Below are 14,694 nucleotides of genomic sequence, written 5' to 3'. Positions count from 1 at the left end.
AATGGACAGATTCATGGCCGGGGACCTGGAGGTCAGATGTGAGGTCATATACAGGAGGGTTAAGAACCCGAGGATTGAGCTGAGATTCGACAGCCTGCGCCTGATACTCCCCGCAGATTTCACCGGGGACCCCATGGAGGTTCTATCATCCAGGAGTGACTGGATCCAGAGGAAGATCCATGAGTTCCATGAGATGCTTGAGAGGGCATCTGACATGGAACTGGAGTACCGGCGGGATAAGGAACTGAGATCACTGGTCAGCGGATTCCTGGACCATTACTCTGATGTCCTGGGCGTCGAATATGGGAGGGTCCGTTTCAGGAGGATGAGGTCCCGCTGGGGTAGCTGCAGCTCCAGGGGCAATCTGAGCTTCAACACCCTCCTCTCCCATCTCCCGGACAGGATGGTGGAGTACGTGGTGCTCCATGAACTGGCCCACCTCCGGGAGATGAATCACAGCCCGAGGTTCTGGGGTATCCTCGAATCTGAGATGCCGGACTGCACCGAAAGGAGGAGGATGCTGAGGTACTACTGGGCCCGGCTTTACATGGAGGGCCTTGTCGATTAGCAGGTCACATGTATTATGGCCGCAACCCTCCTACCGGCACTCCTCTCCTCATTGTACCTCTTTATGGCCTCACAGGTGGGAAGAACTGTTGCATCTGATCTGAACCCGGTTTCAAGGGCTCCATGGACCCCTGAGCCTATGATTATGGATTCAGGTTTCTCTTCCAGGAGTTCCTCAAGTTCCTCCTCTGCCATGACATGGGATGTCCCGTATTTCCTCCTTGATATCTCCTTCCTCCTTGGTGTCACACTCCCATCAACGTGCACCACGATGTCTGATCTGTATTCACGTCCCCTGTAGGTCACGGAGCCGAATCTGCAGTCTGAGAACATGGTTTCCCTTCCAGCTTATCTGAGTCCCCTAACCTGGAATATGACTGTGCCGCCATCTGTGTAGGGTTCGCCAGGGTCCACGCACTGCATGTAGGCGTGCTCCTCGTCGCCGTCCACTGTGAGTCCAAGTTCCACAGGACACCAGTTCCTCTCAAGGATTGTGGTGTAGTGCAGGATCGTGGATAGGGCGTGTGTGCAGAGGGCGTCTGTCCTTTCAAGGTCTATCTCAGGGTCGTCAACTGTTATCCGGTCCCCCTCCCGGTGCACCGGGCACTTACCCCTTATCTCATGCACGCGTATCTCAAGCACATCCATCACCTTTCATGAATATAAATGACAAAACTTAAATAGGTTTTGAATATATATTCAATTGGTGTCTTTATGGAACTCACAAGGAGCATGGAAAACTACCTCGAGACATTATACAGGTTAAGTAGTCACGGGATCGTTAAAACCTCTGACCTGTCATCAAGGATGAACGTCAGACCAGCCAGTGTAACCCAGATGCTCAAGAGACTCCATGAAATGGGCCTTGTCATCTACCACCCATACCTGGGGGCTGAACTCACAGATGAGGGAAGGGAGATTGCAGAGATGGTTCTGAGGAGGCACATGATCCTGGAGTGCTTCTTCCACAACGTCCTTGGAATGGACCTCGACTCATCCTATGAGGAGGCCTCCCGCATGAAGCACGAGCTCTTCAGGGAAACAGAGCTGGCACTCATGAGGTACCTGAGGAACCCGGCAAGGTGCCCCCACGGCATACCCATACCCTGAAGGTATTTAAGTGATGATGTCAGCTTAAGGAACATGAAGACAGGAGCAGACAGATTTCTTGGGGAACTACCTGAAGTTGCAGAATCATTCAAAAACTTCAGGGAAGCAGTTAGATCTGAGGGTAAACTCACAGAGAGGGAGAAACTTCTCATATCGGTGGCATGTTCGGTTGCAGTCAGGTGTGATGCATGCACACGGAGACACGCAGAGGAGGCCCTTGAGGCAGGTATAACAGAGGGGGAACTGGCAGAGGCCGCGGCGGTGGCGGCACTGATAAGGGCCGGCTCTGCAATGAACACGGCCTCAGCCATATTCAGGGACTGATTCCCGAATTCTATTCCAGGTCAATCTTCAGGACGAACTTCAGCACAAATTTGAGGCCATGAAGGAATACGGCGACCGCAAGGACGACCATTGCAACAAGGAGGGCGAATCTGACAGAGTAGAACACATAGATGTTCCTGAAGGTGAAGGGGAATACACTGTAAAGGGATGAGACCATAAGGTACCCCAGTGCACTCAGGATGATCTGCATGAACGTCCAGAACCACTGCCTCCCGTAGATGAGGAAACAGGCATTCGCAGCCAGATTGGCTCCTATCACAGCATTTAATAATGGTATAAGGTCCCTGAAGGAATCTGCAATGAAGGAGATATCCCAGTTCATCACACTGTTTATGATGTAGAGGAGGACGAGGTTGGCTACAATGCCAGCCACGAACTCAGAGTTTCTAAATTCCTTATCCCCCAGGAATTCCACCAGAGCTTTATTCTCCATTTTCAGTCCCCATAGATGAATGTACCGGTGTAGCTGTAGTTTTTAAGTTCATCCACCCCGTCGAGGATTCTGAATTCAGACCGGTACCCGTGGTATTCAAGTGAGATCCTGAGGTGTGCAAGGGCTATCCCCATATCTATGGGGTTCCACCTCCCCACAAGGCGCCTCTTGAGGGGGCTCTGCACCTGGCAGTAGGCATGGATCTTTCCATCTCCACCGGTGAAGTACCATGGCTGGTTGTTGACAGCTGAGGGTGCAAGTCTCACGGCCTCGAGGACGTCATCCATCCCCTCCATGTCCGTTATCTTACTGAGGGGCTTCCTCCTGAACTCGGAGTGCTCCCTGTGGACGGGTTCAGCTGCAGCACCAAAGGCCAGGAGTATGACAAAATCAAGTTCAGACTTCACATGAGCCCTCAGCCGTGGGATCCCCTGCCAGCAGCTCCCGAGGCCCATGCCTGAGATTCTGAGGTCCATCTGCTGGAGCATGAATCCCACATTCACCTTCCCCACATAGCCATCTGAGAAGGCTGCTATATAGTGGGGGGCCGGCTGCTGCATCCGGGTCCTCACATCATCCCTCTCCAGGAGCCTGAATTCGGTATCAACATCCTCCAGCAGGGGTTCAAGTTTCTCAAGGCGGTCCTCAATTTCCCTGAGCTCATCCTCTGATGCAGGGCCCCTGTACTTTCTCGTGGACTTTCTTCTGAAAATGAATGGATAGAGTTCTTTCATAACAGTATCTCCTATGTTTCATAATATATTTAAAGTGCCCTGAATTTTCTTCAATCCTGGAGTGATCCGGACAGTTAAAGCGTCCTTATGTTGAACTTTGCGTCTCTGATCCTTCCATGGAAGTACTTCAGGTCACCCTCCGGGAGGTGCCATGTTGCTGTGCACTCCGCGGGATAGATAAAACCCCCGGCATCCCTGTATGATAGCACCTCAACACTCCAGGGGTGCTGCTCCATGTTGAACTCTACACAGTACCTGTCCTCTGTATAGAATTTCAGGAACCTTCCATGCTCATCGAAGGTGAACAGACCACTGGCAGTGATGCCATGGTCCCTGATTCTACCCTCAACCCTTTCATCATCCAGCTGTGACCATTCCGTACACTCTGCAAGGAATAGGGATGGGAGAAATGGGGCCTCTGAGAGTAGAGTTACAAGGGCTGACACGTCCATAGGATCTCCACGCTCCTCTGCGACCTTCAGAAATTTCAGTGCCCTGATGGTCATCTCTCCATGGCCTCCGGAATATATGTCAAGGCCCTCAAGGGGTATTCCTAAAAAACGGCCCTTTATGTAAACGCTCCTGAAGGGTGCTGGAGTGTTGATCTGGGTCATGTCCACATTCATCCAGCGGGGTCCTCTCCTTATTTTTGAGTCAGCCCACCTGATCAGGAGGTTTTGAGGGTCATGGGGGAGACCGGAGGATTCAAGGTATCCTGCAAGTAACCCTGGTAGTTCCCTCTCATTCAGATTATAAACCTTTCTGAGTTCTTCTCTAACTTCCATTTCAAATCTTTTTCTTAGCATATGCTCATCTCTTACGGTATTCCATATATCGCTGCTTTGAGGCTTCCTCAAGCTTTGAAAATACGTTAAACAGGCTTTTGACCTCTTCATCGTCAAGTGAATCGAAGAGGGATTTCAGGGTGGCGGAGTCTCTCTCATCTCTACCAGCCCAGAACTCATGGAACCTCCCTGTTGGCTCGAGGCGCAGGATCCTCCTGTTTTCAGGGTCCTTTTTTATTCTCAGGAGTCCCTTATCCTCAAGGCGAACTGCAAGTTGCTTGACGTTCTGGTGGGTGGTGCTCATGGCATCAGCCATCTCCTGCATTGAGGGGGGCCTTTCAAAGACGTTTCCAAGGATCACCATGAAGAGCCACTGCTTTGCTGTTATGCCATCTTCGCGGAACTCGCGGCTCACTATGTAGCTCCAGCGCTGCTCGATGAGGAAGAGGGCTACCAGTATGTACCTCTCCATGGACTCCCTTGTCTCCCGGTGTTCATCCCGTATTGCCTGCATATCCTTCATCCAGTGTCAACCTCCCTGATGTGATTGCCATTCCCCGGTAGAAAATCCCGGTGACGGCCAGGCCTGTGAAGGTGAGGACCATAAAGAAGGCAGCCTGCCCCCAGCTGAATGGGACCCCCTCCATGGCCATGAAGGCCACCATTGAGAGTATGGCTGTTCCCAGTAATGATACCTTGACAAGGAATACCGGTGCAAGTATGTAGCCCCACACTTCTCTCTTCAGGAGGAAGTATGATGTGAGGAGGGCCGCTGGAACCACGACGCCGAGGTCGAGTGCCTGTATGACGAGGGTTGTGTAGCCCTCAAGGGCCCCCGGGGCCATGCCGGTTATCAGGGAATCTGTGATCATCTTGATCCACATGGCTGCCAGCATTAATCCGGTGAGGGTGAGGTAGATGGCTGTGAAGCCTGATTTTTTTTCATCAACCTTAACCCTGTAGGTGGTTGTGAACAGCTCTCCCATGAGGCCGTAGAGTGATAAGGCAAGTATGCCCACATACAGGAGGAAGAGACTGTTGTAGGATGCGAGGAAGGCCATGGAGGCATAGGTGTAGGTGAAGTAGAACATTCCACCCATCCACAGCAGCCTGGCTTTGGCCGAGGAACGGCTAAGGTATGCTGAAATGATTAGGAGGGGGATCCCTGTGGTGAGTGTCACGAGGTCCTGGCCCATCATCTGTGCAGTTGCTGATAATGAGTCGTTGATGTATGTATTCTGGTCCAGGAGGCCAGATAGTGTTGCAAAGAGCCCCATAAGTGTTATGAGGGCTGTTAGTGTATGGATCTTATTTATTTTCATCTTCTCAAAAACTCCTATGGTAATATATTACATGTTTAGGTAATATATTACATTCTTCCCATATAAATGTTTCCGGTTGTGTTTAAATTAATGGGCATCACAATTTTCTATAGGATAACTTAAGGTTCTGACATGGAACCTGAACCTGGGGGTGATTGAATGGAACTTAAGGTTCTGACATGGAACCTGAACCGGGCATCCTACAGGCGGAGGAAACTCTGGAGTTATATGGGGGAACTGGAATTTGATGCAGGATTTTTCCAGGAGGTCTACATGATACCCAATGAGGTAAGGTGGAATTACCATACCTTCCGCGGGGAGATGAACACATTACTTCTTCATAAGGATCTCATGCTGGATTCCATGAAAAGGAACTACCTTGAAATCTCAGACAACCACTGTATAGAAGATTTTTATGTTTCCTGCAGAATAGAAATCGGAGGAAATAGTCTTTCCCTCTTTAGCATATACAATTACATTGGGCCAGCAGATAGTGACTTTTCTGAGTTCCTTGACCTCCTGTATAACTACATTGAGGAGGGAGAGGACCTGATCATAATTGGCGGTGATTTCAACATCAATAAAAACTTCAGCCCATCCCTGAGGAGGTTAGCACTCCTTGCAGAGGAGATGACCGGAAGACTCTCTGAACTTGGATTCAGGGATGTTCTCAGGGAGGAGGAAGATCCATTCACATTCATGACACCTAACGGGGGGAAATACCAGATTGATTACCTCTTTGTCCCGGAAGGAGTGAAGATCCTTGACGTCTGGCACCCTCCGGCAGGTGAAATTATAGAGACCAGGCCAAGGTTATCTGATCATATACCCCTCAGGGTAACCCTGGAGATCTAGCACCCTGTGATTAATTTATTAAATATAATTTTACATAACCGGTGCATTGAATGGCACTAAATGGCCTCTTCAGTTGATTGATCGATTCCGATTTTTTGAACATTTAAAGGGCTTTCCAGATTAACCTTTATTATGCGTGTATTAATGAGTGAGTCATGCAGTACATGAACCCGGACCTTCTCTCAAGGGTCAGGGAGAAGCTTTACGCTGCCACGAAGAGCTCAGCATTCGCACTATCCCCCGATGGAGGATCCACACCGACAGCACCATCAAATCCAGGACAGCCACAGGCACCGGGTACATCAGCAGACAAGGGGGAGCCACATCACGAGGAATCACAGGGTTCAGATGTTTCAACATCAGCACCTGGAGTGGAGGCAGCAACTCATTCCTCAGCGGGCGAAAACCAGGGTAAGGCCTATGAGGTCAGCAGCGCCTCAGGTTCAGCTAACCCGGAGACCGGGCTACCTGTCTATGCCATAGTTGGTATAGTGGCGATAGTGGGCCTTCTAGGTCTGGGGTACTTCTTTGGACCTGGAAGAACAGATTAATTTTAATTTTTTATTTTTCAGGAAATATGTGAGGATATCCATTATAACTGCGGGGGTCTTCAGCTGCCATGTAAAACAGTACTGTTTTCATGAGGTCCATTAAGAAAGATTTATATATGGACTTTTGGAATATACGATATGCAAAAAATTACATTTCGAGGTTGGTCTATGATAGTCATCAATAGGGAGAAATGTAGCGGTGTTGAAAACTGCGCGGGAAAAGGCCTCTGCATTCTCATCTGTGAAAAGGATGCAATAATTGAGGACAACGGATTTCCCCTTGTGATAAATGATAAATGTGATAATTGTAGGCTTTGCATCTCTAACTGCCCAAACGGCGCTATTTCTGAGGTAGATACTGATGTTGGTTAATGAAAGGATGGGTTCTGAAAGGAGGACACTGAATTACAATCCGGATCTATGCACGGGTTGTGGGTTATGTTCAGAGACATGCCCTGTGGACGCTATAGATATAGCTCCTCTTCTCCCAATAGCTAGGGGTTTAATCAAAATGAACAGAGTGTCCTTCAACAAGGAGAAGTGTGTTCTATGTGGGTTATGTGCTTCAGTATGCATCTTCGGAGCCATAGATCTCCAGAAGGATGGTAAAAGCATAAGGGGCGCCGATGAATATCCGTTCTGGGACTTTAAACTTGAAATTGATGACGAAAAATGCTTTTTATGCGGTAATTGCGCCGATGCATGTCCAAGGAATGCACTCTTAACCATCAGGGATCTTCCTGAACGTAAATCCCTTGTAAAAGGGGAGATAAATGTATCAATGGAAAAATGCATCTATTGTGGTGAATGTGCAGCTATGTGTCCTGTATCAGCCATTGAAATAAGCTGGAGAGACCCGGATTCATCAAATATGGCGATAGCCGATGGAATCCGGGTGGATGAGGATAAATGTCTCTACTGCGGCATATGCAAAAGGATATGTCCTGTTGGCGCCATCCGTATGAGCTGTCTGACATGCATGTATAAGGAGGAACTGAAGGCCACTGTTGAGGGTGCTGTCATAACAATTGATGAAAAATGTGCTCACTGTGGTTGGTGTATGGAAATATGCCCGGCAAATGCGATCACCGTTAAAAAACCCATCAGAGGAACCATAGGCCAGGCAGATGAGCGATGCAGGGGTGAGTCATGCCACGCGTGTGTGGATGTTTGTCCCTGTAATGCAATCAGTATAATAAATGGTACTGCCCGGATCGATGAGAAATTCTGCGTATTCTGCGGAGCATGCTCCAGTGTCTGTCCCGATGGACTCCTCTCTATTGAAAGGTCTGAACTAAGGATCAGGAATCTAAAGTCAGTGGCATGGGAACACATCATAAAGACGGCACTCCAGAAATAAATGCCCGAAATTGCCATTATACTGGTGCTATTATGATACTTGATGATATACTGGATGAGATTGAGAACATGCCTGAAATCAGAGTAAGGGATGTGGCCATAGGCAGATCATGGACGGCTGTTTGGAGCAGCTCCTGCGGTATAGCCAGTAATAATGGATTCATCAGAGATTTTGAAATTCCAGAGATGACTCATGAATTACTTGAACTTTCAAGGTCATGGGACCCATTTTATTCCAGCCTGGGAATTGCTACTGTTAACTCAGTGATCGAGGGAGGTGGTAAACGATGCAATGCATTTGATATACTGATGGAGGAATGCCGAAATCGAAAAATCGCTATGGTGGGTGAATTCCCACGCCGCTACACTGACAGGATAAGGACGGTTTCGGACGAGTTCTATATTCTGGAGATCAATCCATTTAAGGTCAATCCTAAAAGGGGTGTTTTTCCTGAAACAGCGGCTGAACAGATTATCCCCCGGGTTGATGTACTTGCAGTGACTGGCAGCACACTGGTCAATCACAGCACAGAACGTTACCTTGCACTGGCAGAACTTGATGCTTTTGTGGCTATCATAGGACCCACAACGCCAATGACAGATGTTTTTTTTGAATACGGGGTTGATATGATTGCCGGGGTTGAAATAACTGATCCTGTTAATATTCTAAAGAAAATAAGGTTCAATGAGGGTATGTTACATGAAAAAGATGGAGGAATAATCTACAGGGTAATGGAGGCCTGATCATGGATAAGAAGATAATGGCGTTTGTAATAGGGTTGCTGATCCTTTCAGCGGTTACAGGAGCGTATCTTATCACAGGAAATTCAAAGACTATGAAGGGATCAGAGATCACAGTCCTTGCAGGGGCAGGGCTCATGAAACCAATGAATGAGATAATAACTAATTTTGAGAAAAAGACAGGAAAAAAGGTTAATGTTCAGTATGGGGGTTCAGGAGAACTTCTTGCAACACTGATGACATCAAAAAAGGGCGATGTACTCATAACAGGCGAATATACGACAATGGACAAGGCAAAAGAAAAGGGTTACATAATCAATGATACCATTGTGAATGTGACCTCGCATAAACCGGTCATAGCCGTTAAAAGGGGAAATCCGAAGAACATAACCTCCCTTAAAGATCTGGGTAAAGAGAACGTGAGAGTTGCGATAGGAGATCCCAAGGCATGCGCGATAGGCAAAGTCGCCCAGAAAATGTTTGATAAAGAGGGCGTAAATATAAATGAAAATTTAGTTGCAAAGACTCCAACAGTTAATCAGCTCTTAACATACATCCTTTCAGGACAGGTAGATGCAGTTATAATATGGGAGGACATGTTGACATGGAACAACAGTAAATCAAAGCTGGAAATGATTGAAATCGAGGGAGCAAAGAACCAGACAATACCCGCAGCGGTCACTTCAATTTCAGGAAACGTTGAAACATCAAAAGAATTCGTTGAATACATTAAATCAGATGAGGCAAGGGTTATATGGGAAAAATGGGGGTTCAGAGTCATTTCCTGATTTAAACCAGGATCTGATACCATGATACATGAGTTTATCAGGGATAAGATGAACTATCTGATACATTCGTCAGCCATGGAGTCCACATATGTCGAGATCTCTGTGAAGAACCCTCTCCTTGATACATCAACCATCAAGGATTATCCTCTTGTTGAGGGGAGAGAGGTCATGCTCAGAGCGACTCTTGAAGATGGTACTGTAGGGGAGTGCTTCACAGCTACTCCCACTCATTTCAGAGGAACCCTCGGGGAACTTTTAGTAAAAGGGAAACAATCGTGTTTGATAGCTACTTTCAATGCACTCATGAGGAAGAAGGGTTTCATTGATAGGACAGTTCACTGCACTGGAAACACTCCTGAAAGGTGTGCTGAATTACTTTCAGATTACCTTGAATTGCTGGGATATGACAGAGTTGCTTTGCTTGGGTTTCAACCGGCGTTTGTAAGGAAACTTCACGAGACATTTGGAGACAGATTGCGGGTTACAGATCTGAATCCTGGAAATAAGGGTAAAAAATATGGTGTAGATGTATTTGATGCAAAAAAATGCAATAAGAAGATAATTCAGAATTCTGATGTTTTAGTGGTAACCGGTTCTACTGTAGCTAACGGTACATTTGAAGATATCATGGCCATGGCATCAGATAAAAGAGTAATATTTTATGGAACAACGATAGCAGGGTTAGCAGCACTGATGGGAGTTGAACGGTTTTGTCCATTGAGCGAGTGAGTATTTTCAGAGGTACTTGCAGATTCTTTGCGGTCATCTTTGTGGCCGCATTTTTTATAATATGTATTTCACTCTGGACAGTATCCTCTCCGCAATCCATCCTGGATTCATTCAGAAGTGCTGATATGATCCACTCAGTGAAATTATCTCTTTTAACATCCACTATAACAACACTGATTGTGATGTTATCTGCGCTGCTCATTGCTTATTCACTATCAGAGGACTCCTTCAGAGGGAAATCCATTGTTAAAACAGTGCTGGATATTCCTATAGCATTCCCTGAAATTCTTATAGGTATAATGCTTCTCATATTTCTTGGAAACACCCCTCTAAATTATATGATGGATGGACTCGGTATTCAGATAGTCTTCACGGATCTTGGAGTCATCTGTGCACAGTTCTTTGTCTCTTTACCGTATACGGTCAGAATATGTTACTCAACATTCTGTAACATCGATAGGAGACTCAAATTTGTTTCCCGTTCCCTTGGATATACAGAATTTGAGACGTTCAGAAATATCATGATCCCTTTATCCAGGGATGGAATATTAGCTGCAACAATAATTACCTTTTCAAGGTGCATAGGCTGCTTTGGAGCGGTACTGATAGTTGCCGGAGGTACCTATCAGAAAACAGATACTCTCCCTATATCTCTGTATCTTAATTTATCCTATGGAAACGTGGAGATGGCTGTGGCATCCGGTATCTTCCTTATGATAATTTCATTCATAACAATATTTTTCCTTGAAAAAATGGGGGCTTATGGGAATGAGTTTTCTGGATATAGATAATTTAGAAATCGACCTTGGCGAATTTGTAGTCAGGGTAGATGAACTCCACCTTTCGAGGGGAGATTATCTTGTTATAATCGGCCCGACTGGTAGTGGTAAGTCTATCTTTCTTGAGACCATCATGGGATTCTTTGAACCGATTTCGGGGACGATATCTCTTGATGGGGCGGATCTAACCACCCTCCCACCTGAGGAACGTGATGTTAGCATAGTATATCAGGACCACTGTCTCTTCCCTCACATGACCGTGGAGGAGAATATAGCCTACGGCCTTCGTAAGCAGACAGAGATGAAGGAAAATATTCACAGACAAGTCCATGAAATCGCAGCTATGATGGGTATAGATCACGTACTGAATAGATACCCTGGAACCCTCAGTGGAGGTGAGCTCCAGAGGGCATCGATAGCAAGGGCAATCATAGTGAATCCCCGATTGCTATTGATGGATGAACCATTCAGTGCCCTTGACCAGAGAACAAAGATATCCCTAAGAAAACTTATCGCAGATATCAGGGATAATTTTGAAACCACTGTGATCCATGTTACACATGACCTTGATGATATATGGTGGCTTTCAAATAAGGTGGCGGTGATGAATCATGGAAAAATCATTCAGATGGGTAAAAAGGAGGAAGTCATCAATAAACCATCGCCCTACTTTGTTGCAGATTTTCTGGGTGCTAATATACTTGAAGGGACTGTTGAAGGCCAGGTGAATGGGCTCACCTCTGTAAATGTTAATTCAAATATCTTCAGGACAGTTGACTGCGGGGAGGGGTCTGTGATACTTTCCATCAGACCAGAAAATATAATGATAGCAGCTGATCCGTTTATGGCATCTGCACAGAATATCTTCAAGGGTACAGTTGAAGACATTATAGAAACTTCAAGGATTGTTTATGTAAACTTGAGGATAGGGGATATAGTTCTGACCTCGGCTGTAACTCCAGGCGCAGTCACTGAGCTTGGTATAAGAACGGGCGAAGAGTTTCAAGTTCTGATTAAAGCCACGAATGTCCGTATCATAGGAGAAAAAAATAAAAATGGTTAGCAGATATTTATTCGCCTTTAATTGATTTAACCCTCTCAAGGATCTGTCTAAGAGTATGTTCGTTGCTCTCTGTTTCAGGGAATGGTGATGTTGTGAATGCCTTATGGTGGATGGGAACATTGTCAAAGCGGTAGAAGGTGCCGCTGGACTCCATAGCATCAATAACTCCAGGGATCACAACATCGGATACAAGTGTTGTTGGACATGGGGCAATATCTATGCATATTACAGGAATCTCTTTCATATACTCAACGCATTCTTTGGGGAGGTGAGCTCCAAGATCTGAACATATAACGAGGACTGCATCGGATTCTTTTCTCTGGAGAAGATCGACTATAGTTGTTTCTCCGGGGTTGTAGCGTGGATAACCCCTTGTAAAATCAACACCAAAGGGGAAACCATATTCCCATGAAGCCACCTGATTAAATCCTGCGACATTACAATGACCTCTTATGGCTCCTATTGTAAATTTGGTGTGTTCATTAAGTGCAGCTACCAGTTTGAGAACCATCTCAACGTTTCTATGCTTACCTTCTGATGATGCAAGTCCAAGACCTCCATAGATGGCTCCAAACTGCGCATTCAGCATTATGTCTGCGACTTCCTTTATGGTTTCAACTGATATCCCTGTTATACTCTCAATACTCCTGTGCGGTTCATTGCCCCTTATAACTGTAAGCAGTGCTGAAAAAAGTTCATAATCTGAGTTTGGTTTCAGCTGCAGATGGATATCGGAGGCTTTAGTTGTTGCTGTTTCACGGGGATCCACGGAGATGACAGTTCTATCTTTTTTACCACGTTCTCTGAAAAATCCGCGCATGAATATGCTGTAACGTGACATGTGGCGAGGCATGGAGTCCATAACATTTGTACCCCAATAAATGATGACGTCAGCTCTATTCTTTATCTCACCTGCCGTAGCAGCGCTCTGTCCAGCTTCCTGGATTCCCATTAATGTGGGGCCATGACATATGGTTGCATTTGAATCCACCATGGCATTTAGATACTCACCAAGTTCAAGACCTGCAGCCATGGCTTCAGTTGACATCTCACTACCCATGAATAGGGTTGGTCTTTTTGACTCTGTAAGTATCTCTGCTGCAGCGTCAAGGGCTTCATCCCATTCTGCGGATCTGAAACCACTTTCAGTTTTAATCTGGGGTCTAAGTATTCTGTGGGAGCTGACCATCTCCTGAAACTTTGCATTCCCCATCCTGCAAGCATTCCTTGTTTTTATTGTTTTCCCATCATAGAGAACCTCTATGTCATCACAAGACCCTCCGCAGACGGGACATGTCACATTTTTATAGACGCTCATTTTCCCACCCCGTATTCCTCTACAAGTTCCTCGGCACTCAGGATCCTTTCACCTTGTGAAGCCTTTCTAAGATAAACCGGCACTCCTTTATACATTGGGGAACCGGTTGACTCGGTATACGGTGGCGTTAGCACATTGGCCCATATACCTCTGGGTATGAATATTGTTCCCATCTGGATTCCAGGGTCCTCAACAGCTCTCAGAACAACTTCATTTCCATGTGATGATACGACAACATTTTCGGGTTCACCTAGGAGCTTATAGTCTTCAGGACTAATACAGCAGCGTGCACATTCATCTATATAATCATCTGTGAGTTTATTGCCTCCCTTTATTATCTGCCCTTCACGGATCGTACTTCCACTGTTGTAGATTACTTTAATTCCCTTTTTTGTGATGACTCTCCCTTCATCGGTCTCATTCTCTAGAATGTGAAGGTTCTTATTATAATTGATGTATAGATTACCCTCCGGATTTTTTTCGGATAGATCTCCTTTGAATAGGATCATAAGGGATCCATCTTCTTTGAATGTTGAGATCTCCTTGAATCCCGGGAGGAGAGAGGAGATCCGTCCATGAATTTTGATGATACCTGATACCATCTCTGCTCCGGGGGCCCTTCCAGCATCCCCGCGTACTGTTATTTCACCCCCATTCATTCGGATGCCGCAGAAATTACCTGCATCTCCACCTATATAAATTTCTCCGGCCATCATACCACCCCCAATATTGTTCCCTGCATTACCCTGTATAATGATTTTACCTCCTTTCATGCCACGCCACTCTCCCCTATATGCGCAGCCAACATAATCCCCCGCGTTTCCATTAATTTTTATGGTGCCACCATGCATTTCCATGCCGATCCATGAAGAAACATTTCCATTTACCTCTATTTCACCGCCTTTCATTTCACAGCCAAGCTGGAGTCCGACATCGCCGTTTATGATGATTTTTCCGGATTTCATCCCTGAACCGATATACTTCACCCTGCTGACATCCCCATCGATCCGTATTAACTGATCTTCATGGGATGTCTCTGCTATCTCAAAAAATTCGCCTAGGGGTCTTTTGATGTTCCCTTCGTATACTTGAAGGGAACGAATTTCATCAAGATCCAGCCCTTCAAACAGATCGGGTCTTATGGTATCTGCTTCCAGAGGTATCTGGAAATCTGATTTTGGTACCAACACAAATCCCATCTTTTTTCACCTCATG

At 46.1% G+C, this 14,694-nt stretch carries 21 protein-coding genes; 12 read left to right on the top strand and 9 right to left on the bottom strand.

Features of this window, described 5'->3' with window-relative positions:
• The first annotated feature begins 1 nt into the window (after position 1).
• The gene (locus OXN82_RS05550) at positions 2-568 is read left to right on the top strand and encodes a M48 family metallopeptidase (protein WP_010876572.1); all 567 of its coding nucleotides are present in this window, start codon (positions 2-4) and stop codon (positions 566-568) included.
• Here OXN82_RS05550 and OXN82_RS05545 read toward each other — a convergent pair.
• Positions 565-900, bottom strand: a complete 336-nt coding sequence (locus OXN82_RS05545) for an Mth938-like domain-containing protein (RefSeq protein WP_010876571.1) — start codon at positions 898-900, stop codon at positions 565-567. The two genes, OXN82_RS05550 and OXN82_RS05545, sit on opposite strands and share 4 nt — an antisense overlap.
• Before the next feature lie 15 nt (positions 901-915).
• Complete coding sequence (locus OXN82_RS05540; RefSeq protein ID WP_048901219.1) at positions 916-1,215, bottom strand: TIGR04076 family protein; 300 nt, start codon at positions 1,213-1,215, stop codon at positions 916-918.
• Between the two features lie 66 nt (positions 1,216-1,281).
• Between OXN82_RS05540 and OXN82_RS05535 the strand changes: the two genes are divergently transcribed.
• Together OXN82_RS05535 and OXN82_RS05530 are read left to right on the top strand one after the other, a co-directional pair.
• Positions 1,282-1,677 carry a metal-dependent transcriptional regulator gene (locus OXN82_RS05535; protein WP_013296128.1) on the top strand — a complete coding sequence of 132 codons (396 nt, stop codon included), beginning with the start codon at positions 1,282-1,284 and terminating at the stop codon, positions 1,675-1,677.
• A gap of 33 nt (positions 1,678-1,710) precedes the next feature.
• Positions 1,711-2,001, top strand: a complete 291-nt coding sequence (locus OXN82_RS05530) for a carboxymuconolactone decarboxylase family protein (protein WP_013296127.1) — start codon at positions 1,711-1,713, stop codon at positions 1,999-2,001.
• A 10-nt stretch (positions 2,002-2,011) separates the two neighbouring features.
• Here OXN82_RS05530 and OXN82_RS05525 read toward each other — a convergent pair whose 3' ends face one another.
• The 5 genes from OXN82_RS05525 to OXN82_RS05505 all read right to left on the bottom strand — a co-directional run bounded on the left by OXN82_RS05525 (position 2,012) and on the right by OXN82_RS05505 (position 5,296).
• Complete coding sequence (locus OXN82_RS05525; protein ID WP_013296126.1) at positions 2,012-2,455, bottom strand: hypothetical protein; 444 nt, start codon at positions 2,453-2,455, stop codon at positions 2,012-2,014.
• A gap of 2 nt (positions 2,456-2,457) precedes the next feature.
• Complete coding sequence (locus tag OXN82_RS05520; RefSeq protein ID WP_013296125.1) at positions 2,458-3,189, bottom strand: nitroreductase family protein; 732 nt, start codon at positions 3,187-3,189, stop codon at positions 2,458-2,460.
• Between the two features lie 74 nt (positions 3,190-3,263).
• Positions 3,264-3,995, bottom strand: a complete 732-nt coding sequence (locus OXN82_RS05515) for a DUF6544 family protein (RefSeq protein ID WP_013296124.1) — start codon at positions 3,993-3,995, stop codon at positions 3,264-3,266.
• Between the two features lie 4 nt (positions 3,996-3,999).
• Positions 4,000-4,497 (bottom strand): MarR family transcriptional regulator, encoded by a 498-nt coding sequence (locus OXN82_RS05510; protein WP_048901218.1) that lies wholly within the window; start codon positions 4,495-4,497, stop codon positions 4,000-4,002.
• On the bottom strand, positions 4,469-5,296 hold the full coding sequence (locus OXN82_RS05505) for a hypothetical protein (RefSeq protein ID WP_013296122.1): 828 nt from the start codon (positions 5,294-5,296) through the stop codon (positions 4,469-4,471). Before OXN82_RS05505 ends, OXN82_RS05510 begins: the two co-directional genes overlap by 29 nt.
• A gap of 159 nt (positions 5,297-5,455) precedes the next feature.
• Here OXN82_RS05505 and OXN82_RS05500 point away from each other — a divergent pair, with 159 nt between their 5' ends.
• The 9 genes from OXN82_RS05500 (at position 5,456) to OXN82_RS05460 (ending at position 12,161) form a co-directional block, all read left to right on the top strand.
• Entirely contained in the window at positions 5,456-6,151 is a 696-nt protein-coding gene (locus tag OXN82_RS05500) for an endonuclease/exonuclease/phosphatase family protein (RefSeq protein ID WP_013296121.1), read from the top strand.
• Positions 6,152-6,306: 155 nt separating this feature from the next.
• On the top strand, positions 6,307-6,702 hold the full coding sequence (locus OXN82_RS05495) for a hypothetical protein (RefSeq protein WP_048901217.1): 396 nt from the start codon (positions 6,307-6,309) through the stop codon (positions 6,700-6,702).
• Between the two features lie 168 nt (positions 6,703-6,870).
• On the top strand, positions 6,871-7,074 hold the full coding sequence (locus OXN82_RS05490) for an ATP-binding protein (protein WP_048175579.1): 204 nt from the start codon (positions 6,871-6,873) through the stop codon (positions 7,072-7,074).
• Positions 7,064-8,062 carry a tungsten-dependent formylmethanofuran dehydrogenase subunit FwdF gene (fwdF, locus tag OXN82_RS05485; RefSeq protein WP_013296119.1) on the top strand — a complete coding sequence of 333 codons (999 nt, stop codon included), beginning with the start codon at positions 7,064-7,066 and terminating at the stop codon, positions 8,060-8,062. Before OXN82_RS05490 ends, fwdF begins: the two co-directional genes overlap by 11 nt.
• 32 nt (positions 8,063-8,094) lie before the next feature.
• Positions 8,095-8,805, top strand: coding sequence for a Rossmann-like domain-containing protein (locus OXN82_RS05480; protein WP_010876558.1), 711 nt, complete (start codon positions 8,095-8,097; stop codon positions 8,803-8,805).
• Between the two features lie 2 nt (positions 8,806-8,807).
• Complete coding sequence (gene modA, locus OXN82_RS05475; RefSeq protein ID WP_286709205.1) at positions 8,808-9,590, top strand: molybdate ABC transporter substrate-binding protein; 783 nt, start codon at positions 8,808-8,810, stop codon at positions 9,588-9,590.
• 21 nt (positions 9,591-9,611) lie between these two features.
• Positions 9,612-10,319, top strand: coding sequence for a Rossmann-like domain-containing protein (locus OXN82_RS05470; protein ID WP_321210952.1), 708 nt, complete (start codon positions 9,612-9,614; stop codon positions 10,317-10,319).
• Positions 10,320-10,444: 125 nt separating this feature from the next.
• Complete coding sequence (locus tag OXN82_RS05465) at positions 10,445-11,110, top strand: ABC transporter permease (protein ID WP_321210951.1); 666 nt, start codon at positions 10,445-10,447, stop codon at positions 11,108-11,110.
• A complete protein-coding gene (locus tag OXN82_RS05460) occupies positions 11,088-12,161 on the top strand; it encodes an ATP-binding cassette domain-containing protein (protein ID WP_269889816.1) in 1,074 nt (357 codons plus the stop codon). The genes OXN82_RS05465 and OXN82_RS05460 overlap by 23 nt, the downstream gene beginning before the upstream one ends.
• A gap of 7 nt (positions 12,162-12,168) precedes the next feature.
• On the opposite strand, the gene OXN82_RS05455 is transcribed toward OXN82_RS05460, so the two are convergent.
• Together OXN82_RS05455 and OXN82_RS05450 are read right to left on the bottom strand one after the other, a co-directional pair.
• Positions 12,169-13,479: a formylmethanofuran dehydrogenase subunit B gene (locus tag OXN82_RS05455; protein ID WP_010876552.1), complete on the bottom strand. Its 1,311-nt coding sequence runs from the start codon at positions 13,477-13,479 to the stop codon at positions 12,169-12,171.
• A complete protein-coding gene (locus OXN82_RS05450) occupies positions 13,476-14,678 on the bottom strand; it encodes a formylmethanofuran dehydrogenase subunit C (protein ID WP_013296115.1) in 1,203 nt (400 codons plus the stop codon). The genes OXN82_RS05455 and OXN82_RS05450 overlap by 4 nt, the downstream gene beginning before the upstream one ends.
• Positions 14,679-14,694: the final 16 nt, after the last annotated feature.

It is taken from the genome of Methanothermobacter sp. DP, from assembly GCF_026692625.1.
GTDB lineage: Archaea > Methanobacteriota > Methanobacteria > Methanobacteriales > Methanothermobacteraceae > Methanothermobacter > Methanothermobacter marburgensis.
The sequence above is the reverse complement of the archived record's forward strand: the minus strand, read 5'-3'. Positions and strand labels throughout refer to the sequence as shown.

Coding starts and splice junctions, on each gene's coding strand:
- OXN82_RS05550 (WP_010876572.1), top strand. CDS start 2: ATGGACAGATTCATGGCCGGGGACCTGGAGGTCAGATGTGAGGTCATA.
- OXN82_RS05545 (WP_010876571.1), bottom strand. CDS start 900: ATGTTCTCAGACTGCAGATTCGGCTCCGTGACCTACAGGGGACGTGAA.
- OXN82_RS05540 (WP_048901219.1), bottom strand. CDS start 1,215: ATGGATGTGCTTGAGATACGCGTGCATGAGATAAGGGGTAAGTGCCCG.
- OXN82_RS05535 (WP_013296128.1), top strand. CDS start 1,282: ATGGAACTCACAAGGAGCATGGAAAACTACCTCGAGACATTATACAGG.
- OXN82_RS05530 (WP_013296127.1), top strand. CDS start 1,711: ATGAAGACAGGAGCAGACAGATTTCTTGGGGAACTACCTGAAGTTGCA.
- OXN82_RS05525 (WP_013296126.1), bottom strand. CDS start 2,455: ATGGAGAATAAAGCTCTGGTGGAATTCCTGGGGGATAAGGAATTTAGA.
- OXN82_RS05520 (WP_013296125.1), bottom strand. CDS start 3,189: ATGAAAGAACTCTATCCATTCATTTTCAGAAGAAAGTCCACGAGAAAG.
- OXN82_RS05515 (WP_013296124.1), bottom strand. CDS start 3,995: ATGCTAAGAAAAAGATTTGAAATGGAAGTTAGAGAAGAACTCAGAAAG.
- OXN82_RS05510 (WP_048901218.1), bottom strand. CDS start 4,497: ATGAAGGATATGCAGGCAATACGGGATGAACACCGGGAGACAAGGGAG.
- OXN82_RS05505 (WP_013296122.1), bottom strand. CDS start 5,296: ATGAAAATAAATAAGATCCATACACTAACAGCCCTCATAACACTTATG.
- OXN82_RS05500 (WP_013296121.1), top strand. CDS start 5,456: ATGGAACTTAAGGTTCTGACATGGAACCTGAACCGGGCATCCTACAGG.
- OXN82_RS05495 (WP_048901217.1), top strand. CDS start 6,307: ATGCAGTACATGAACCCGGACCTTCTCTCAAGGGTCAGGGAGAAGCTT.
- OXN82_RS05490 (WP_048175579.1), top strand. CDS start 6,871: ATGATAGTCATCAATAGGGAGAAATGTAGCGGTGTTGAAAACTGCGCG.
- fwdF (WP_013296119.1), top strand. CDS start 7,064: ATGTTGGTTAATGAAAGGATGGGTTCTGAAAGGAGGACACTGAATTAC.
- OXN82_RS05480 (WP_010876558.1), top strand. CDS start 8,095: ATGATACTTGATGATATACTGGATGAGATTGAGAACATGCCTGAAATC.
- modA (WP_286709205.1), top strand. CDS start 8,808: ATGGATAAGAAGATAATGGCGTTTGTAATAGGGTTGCTGATCCTTTCA.
- OXN82_RS05470 (WP_321210952.1), top strand. CDS start 9,612: ATGATACATGAGTTTATCAGGGATAAGATGAACTATCTGATACATTCG.
- OXN82_RS05465 (WP_321210951.1), top strand. CDS start 10,445: ATGATCCACTCAGTGAAATTATCTCTTTTAACATCCACTATAACAACA.
- OXN82_RS05460 (WP_269889816.1), top strand. CDS start 11,088: ATGAGTTTTCTGGATATAGATAATTTAGAAATCGACCTTGGCGAATTT.
- OXN82_RS05455 (WP_010876552.1), bottom strand. CDS start 13,479: ATGAGCGTCTATAAAAATGTGACATGTCCCGTCTGCGGAGGGTCTTGT.
- OXN82_RS05450 (WP_013296115.1), bottom strand. CDS start 14,678: ATGGGATTTGTGTTGGTACCAAAATCAGATTTCCAGATACCTCTGGAA.